Source organism: Nostoc sp. (assembly GCF_036919595.1).
Lineage (GTDB): Bacteria > Cyanobacteriota > Cyanobacteriia > Cyanobacteriales > Nostocaceae > Nostoc.
In genome coordinates this window covers 25,414-31,413 of record NZ_JBALCO010000109.1, presented here as the reverse complement: position 1 = coordinate 31,413, position 6,000 = coordinate 25,414, and the positions used below count along the sequence as shown (strand labels likewise).

General features: G+C 43.9%; 3 protein-coding genes. All 3 read right to left on the bottom strand.

Translation table 11 applies throughout. The features are described 5' to 3' along the window. Positions 1-228: 228 nt before the first annotated feature. The 3 genes from V7K21_RS17105 to V7K21_RS17095 all read right to left on the bottom strand — a co-directional run bounded on the left by V7K21_RS17105 (position 229) and on the right by V7K21_RS17095 (position 5,625). Positions 229-1,143 carry a M23 family metallopeptidase gene (locus V7K21_RS17105; RefSeq protein WP_335176204.1) on the bottom strand — a complete coding sequence of 305 codons (915 nt, stop codon included), beginning with the start codon at positions 1,141-1,143 and terminating at the stop codon, positions 229-231. Positions 1,144-1,379: 236 nt separating this feature from the next. Next, a complete protein-coding gene (locus tag V7K21_RS17100; RefSeq protein WP_334960748.1) occupies positions 1,380-1,817 on the bottom strand; it encodes a DUF6918 family protein in 438 nt (145 codons plus the stop codon). A 445-nt stretch (positions 1,818-2,262) separates the two neighbouring features. Next, positions 2,263-5,625 (bottom strand): efflux RND transporter permease subunit, encoded by a 3,363-nt coding sequence (locus tag V7K21_RS17095; RefSeq protein ID WP_335176202.1) that lies wholly within the window; start codon positions 5,623-5,625, stop codon positions 2,263-2,265. Positions 5,626-6,000 lie beyond the last annotated feature (375 nt).

The following is a 6,000-nucleotide window of genomic DNA, read 5'->3' as shown; positions in this document are numbered from 1 at the left end:
CTAAGAAACCATGCGATAGAGGAACTGGTACTCAACGCCAGCCACTTAATTTTTCCATTATCAATACTGCTTAATTCTTAACCGAAAAGTATTGATATAGCGCTTCTTGTTTTAATGCATTACACCACGATAAACGGTAGGGGTATAGCAATGCTGCGCCCCTACGAACGCTTGTATTTGACGCAAGCGAGAACGGCTATAGTTGTGAACAAATATTAAATGGTAACTTTAAGGCGATTTTGTTAAAGTATAAAATCTGTCAGAACGCATCTGAGTCCCATTTCGCCAAACTTCCACTCTTTCAGGGCTGACTAAATAATAAAAACTACCATTATCGGCTCGATATCTGCCTTTGCCAATATTCAAAGCTGATATCTTTATAGGCTTACTTGGGTCTTGTTTCAACTGCCCAATATAAAATAACTGACCATTTTCTTCACAGACTTTTACACGAATACTTGCAGTCTCACCCTCAATAATGGTAACTCCATTGCATTCAGTATCAGTGCTTACAGGTGCAAAATCTATTGGAATTCGCTGTGAAGATGAAACTTGCTTTGCCACTGGGGATGTCGAGACTGGGCGGTTCGGGTTATCCACTTGCTGAACTTTAGAAGCAGGAGCAACACTTGCAGTTAAGGATGTCAACAGACGAAGGGGGTCAATAGCTATTCGACCATTTGGATGAACTTCAAAGTGTAGATGAGGTGCTGTACTATTGCCTGTAGATCCCATCTCAGCAATAATTTGACCTTGAATGACCTGTTGACCCTTGCTCACTAACAAACGGCGATTGTGACCATAAACAGTGATGCCCCCGTCAAGATGTTTAATAGTTATAGCATTGCCTAATCCCCAATTATCCCAACCTGCTTTAACAACTGTACCGGATGCAGCAGCAACAATAGGAGTTCCAGATGCCCCTGCAATATCAATTCCTTCATGTTGATATTTGTGGAAGCCTTGAGAAATAAATCCTTGAGTCGGCCATATTAAGTTAGAAGCAGGGATAGGAGTTTGTCCAATTGGGGAATCGTCTGCTAACTGTGTTAGGGCAGATGTAGTTGTACTTAATATGAGGGTTAAGGATATTAACCCGATTAGTCCATAAGTGCAGTATCGATAAACGGTAACTTTTTTCATAAGTTGCAAGCCTATTAAAACAATAATTCAGATAGTTTCTGATTATTTGCTGTTTCAAGCTAACTCGAAAAATATCAGGAAATTAAATACTGCACTTTTTTTATTTAGTAGCTATGGCATCTCTAAGACCTTCGCCAAACACTTTGGAGCAGCTATAAGTGTAATATCTGCCTCGTATGCCAGCCACCGACGCATCGAACGGCGGCATACGTTTATTGTGATTCTTCCCTTCTGGCTTAGGACTTAGTGTAATTATCGATTACTTTGGCTAAGTCTGGCACTGCTTCTTCTACGTGTTTTTTGGCTGAACCGCGAAGTTTTTCATAGGTTCCTCGCACGATTTGGCGCTTTACGTTCTTGGCTCTAGCATCGGTGACACCCAGTAGCGCGTCTGCTGTATGAGAGCGATTCCCACTAAGGTATTCAATTGGATCGCCTTTCTCTACGCCTTCATTCCAGATGGGATCAAGTGCTGTGAAGCACTGTGGCAGAATCTGTTCAACGACGTAAGGGATATACCCTGGCTTAACCCCCTTTAAGGCGGCGAAGGCAGTTTTCAAAGCGATGCCGCTCATACCTGACTTGGATGCAAGCTGTCCTTCGATCATCTTGCAACAGTCATTTATCACCATAGCCTTTTTGGTCGGGTTCAAAAGTCCCTCACTAAGTCCCATTTCACTCTTCCTTATCTAAGTACTTAATTTCTATTCAACTAATTTTTTTAGCAAGCAGGAAATTACAGAAAATGTTATCGCGTTTGGGGTCTTCCCAAATAGAGGAGCCAGCCTTGTAGGCGGGTCTGGCGACTTGAGCGGACTGGCGTCAAGTGGCGCGTGAATTCCATTCGTCAGGACAGTGTTTTTACACTCATTGAGATGCTCCTCTTTAGTGCTTAGAAAATAAGGACTTAAGTCCTTACTACGAACTTGTTCACGTATAAATTTAAACTTGACAGACTACTAGCGCTGGTAAGCTTTCTTAGGTTGCCCTCATCCCCTAACCCCTTCTCCTGAATTGGGAGAAGGTGAACTAGAGAGGGTTTAAGTACTGTGGTGCGGTTGGTTATTACACAACCTTTGTGTTTGCCTAGGGTTTCGTAGAGAAGGCGAATGGCAAAAGTCAGGTTATCCCATCCTGCTGAGACCTGAGTTGTGTCTCTGGCTGACTTGAGGCAGCAGGCACTTTATGTTCAGATGCCGAAGCTCCATTAGGAGAATCTGGAGGCTTTGAACCTCCTGATCGCTTCTGAGAAAATATAGCCTGAGCCAGGGTCTTGACTAGGATGTAAAGAATTGGCACTAAGAACAAACTCAAGAACGTTGAAAGCATCAGCCCCCCAAAGAGCGCTGTTCCTAAAGACCAACGGCTGCTTGCTCCAGCCCCTTGAGAGATCACCAAGGGCAAAAATCCTAACAGCGCTGCAAAAGAAGTCATTAAGATGGGTCGCAGACGTTCTTGCCCCGCTTTTACCGCCGCCCGCGTGTAGCTCATGCCCTCCTCATGCAGTTGATTGGCAAATTCCACGACTAAAATCGCGTTCTTTGCGGCTAGACCAATCAAAGTCACCAGACCTACCTGGCAATAGATATCATCCACTACTTTGGGGAAAAGGCTACTTGCCATGAAAATATTGGAACGTAGCCAAAGTGCTGTCATCGCTCCCAAGACTGCTAAAGGAACCGTCAGCAAAATAATCAGCGGGTCAATGTAGCTTTCATACTGAGCCGATAGCACCAGAAAGACAATTATGATCGCTAAACCAAAAATCAGACCTGTAGCTCCCCCAGATGTCTTCTCCTGGAGATAAGTCCCTGTCCACTCGTAACCAAATCCCTGAGGCAAAACCTCTGCTGCAACTTGCTCCATCGCTTTAATTGCTTCTCCAGAACTAGAACCAGGAGCAGGAGCGCCCTGGACTTTAATAGACCTGTACAAGTTATAATGCGAAATAGTTTTCGGCCCCACAAAGGGAGTAACTTTCACCAGATTGCTCAACGGAATCATCGCCCCACTTGCAGAGCGAACATACAGCTTGCCAATATCATCTGGATTAGAGCGGAACACTCCATCTGCTTGGACATATACTCGATACTGTCGCTGTCCCTGCACAAAGTCATTCACATATTGCGACCCCAAGTAACTTTGCAATGCCCCAAAGATGTCGTTGAGCTCGACGTTGAGAGCTTTGGCTTGGTTGCGGTTCACTTGGATGTCAAATTGCGGAGTATCTGCGGTGAACTGAGTGAAGACTCGTTGTAAAACAGGTTTTTTATTTGCCGCCGCAATAAATTTGTTAGCAGTATCAACCAGGGTTTGAATCGGCGCACTTCCAGTTTTGTCTTGAATGATAAACTCAAAACCACCCGTAGTACTTAGCCCTCTAACCGGAGGAGCATTCACAGCGATCGCTCTGGCATCTGTAATTGCAGAGAGCTTTTTGTTCATCCTCTGAAGTATTCCATAGACAGACTGAGATTCAAGAGTTCTCTCTTTCCAGGGTTTGAGGTTAGCAAAGGCAATGCCTAAATTAGAAGCATTGCCATCGAAACCAAAACCACTGATCATAAAACTAGCTTGAACTTCAGGAAGCGATGTTACTTCTTTGACAACCTTGTTCATCACAGATTCGGTGTATTTCAAAGAAACCCCATCAGGCCCCTGGACAATTACAAAGAAGTAACCCTGATCTTCCTCTGGAATAAATCCGGTAGGCACTGCTCTGTACATCAAAACCGTTGCTACTAAACCAGTAATGAAAACCCCAATCACAATCGGCTTGACATGGGTAAGGTAGCTAACAAACCCGACATAGCGGCGTGTGAACCAGCCAAATCCCCGATTAAACTGCGTAAAAAACCAGCCTAAAGGACCCCGTGGAGTCTGAGCTGGGCGCATCAGGATGGCTGCCATAGTTGGAGAGAAGGTTAAGGCATTGAAGGTCGAGATGCCAATAGAGCAAGCAACAGTTAAGGCAAATTGTTTGTAGACAATCCCAGTAGTGCCCGGAATGAATGCAACTGGAATAAATACCGCCATGAGTACAAGTGAAGTGGCAATGATTGCCCCAGTTAACTCTTTCATTGCTTCGACAGCAGCATCAAAGGGCCTCATGCCCTGCTCTAGTTTGACTGCAACTGCCTCCACCACAATAATGGCATCATCGACGACGATACCGATCGCCAGGACGAAACCAAATAAGGTCAGTGTATTAATCTGAAATCCTAAAACAAACAGAGCCGCACATGTCCCAATCAGGGAAACGGGGATCGCAACAGTGGGAATGATCGTGGTCCGCCAGTCTTGCAAAAAGACAAAAATTACCAAGACCACCAGGATAATCGCCTCAACCAAAGTGTGTAGAACTTCTTCTAAAGAAATTTCTACAAATGGAGTGGTATCAAATGCCAACTGTGCTTTTAGTCCAGGTGGAAAACTCTTCGATAGTGTTGCGATCTGCTCTTCAACAGCATGGGCAACGTCCAGGGCATTACTACCCGGAAGTTGATATATCCCCAAACCCACCGCTGCCTTGGGAGTATTTCCTGGTAGGGTGAATTTGGCATCAGCGAGATAGTTCTCTGCTCCCAGTTCAACTCGACCAATATCTCTGACCTTAACTAGGGTGCTATTAGTGTTGGTATTAATGTTGCTACCAGTGGTGCTATTAGTGTTGCTATTAGTGTTGCTATTAGTGTTGCTATTAGTCCCACCTTGACTTACCTTTAGCACCATATCCTCAAATTCAGCCGCATCTTTAAATCGACTGGTTGCTCGTAAAGCAAATTCAAAGCTTTGATTATTTGGTGCTGGTTCCTTACCAATCGCCCCTGCACCCACCTGAATATTTTGTTCTTGCAGGGCAGTTACTACATCTTGAGGAGTTAGTTGATGTTGGGCAAGCTTGTTGGGATCAAGCCAAAGACGCATGGCATATTTGCGCTCTCCAAAAATCGTGGCTTTTCCTACACCAGGAAGCCGTTTGATCTGATCGAAAATAAACAGATCAACATAGTTACTAATAAAAATGTTGTCATACTCATTATTTTCTGAGTAAAACCCAAAGACGAGAAGTAGACTGCTCGATGCCGTTTCAACGGTCACACCTGTTCGTTGAACAGCATCTGGCAATTGAGGGTCAGCAAGTGTTTCTTTATTTTGAACGTTTACTTGAGCTATATCGCTATTGACATTAGTTGGGAAGGAGACAGTTATATTGCTCAAACCATCATTACCCGTATTAGAAGATATATAAGATACATCTTTAACACCATTAATTTGTCGCTCAATAATGTTGGTGACAGTACTTTCTGTGGTTTGAGCATCCGCACCAATATTGTTGGAGGTAACAGTGATTTGCACCGGAGCGAGGTCTGGTAGCTGAGAAATCGGCAGGATCGGAATACAGATGCTCCCCAGCAGCAAAATAATGAACGTACAGACCGTCGTCAGGACTGGACGTTTGATGAAGGTATTGACAAACATAAATTAGGGAAAAGTCAAGACTCATTAGTAAGGTAGTAGCTTTTTATTAATATAAGAATTTATTAAGGCTTAGTGTTGGCGATCGCCCAAAATTGGTAACAGAGTACTGGATATTAGGCATGTTTTCCCTGAAGTTGATGCCAATGTTGAGATATCAACTCCTACTGTGTATTGTATCCAACCGATAAACCTCTCCAAGAAGCACAGGGAACAATACAGTTTAGTTAAGGAAAATTATCTGCTGAGGCAAGCTGTTCTTGAGTAGGGGGAGATAAAAAATGCTTAACCCAAGCGTATTGGGACAGGGAAGCAGAAAAACTTTTGTTAACTGGAAGAGGCATCAAAGCCTCTCTTTGGTGAAAGAGAGGTCATTTG

What these genes read in the sequence shown, in the direction of transcription:
- V7K21_RS17095 (WP_335176202.1), bottom strand. Translation starts at nt 5,625, where the DNA reads ATGTTTGTCAATACCTTCATCAAACGTCCAGTCCTGACGACGGTCTGT.
- V7K21_RS17105 (WP_335176204.1), bottom strand. Translation starts at nt 1,143, where the DNA reads ATGAAAAAAGTTACCGTTTATCGATACTGCACTTATGGACTAATCGGG.
- V7K21_RS17100 (WP_334960748.1), bottom strand. Translation starts at nt 1,817, where the DNA reads ATGGGACTTAGTGAGGGACTTTTGAACCCGACCAAAAAGGCTATGGTG.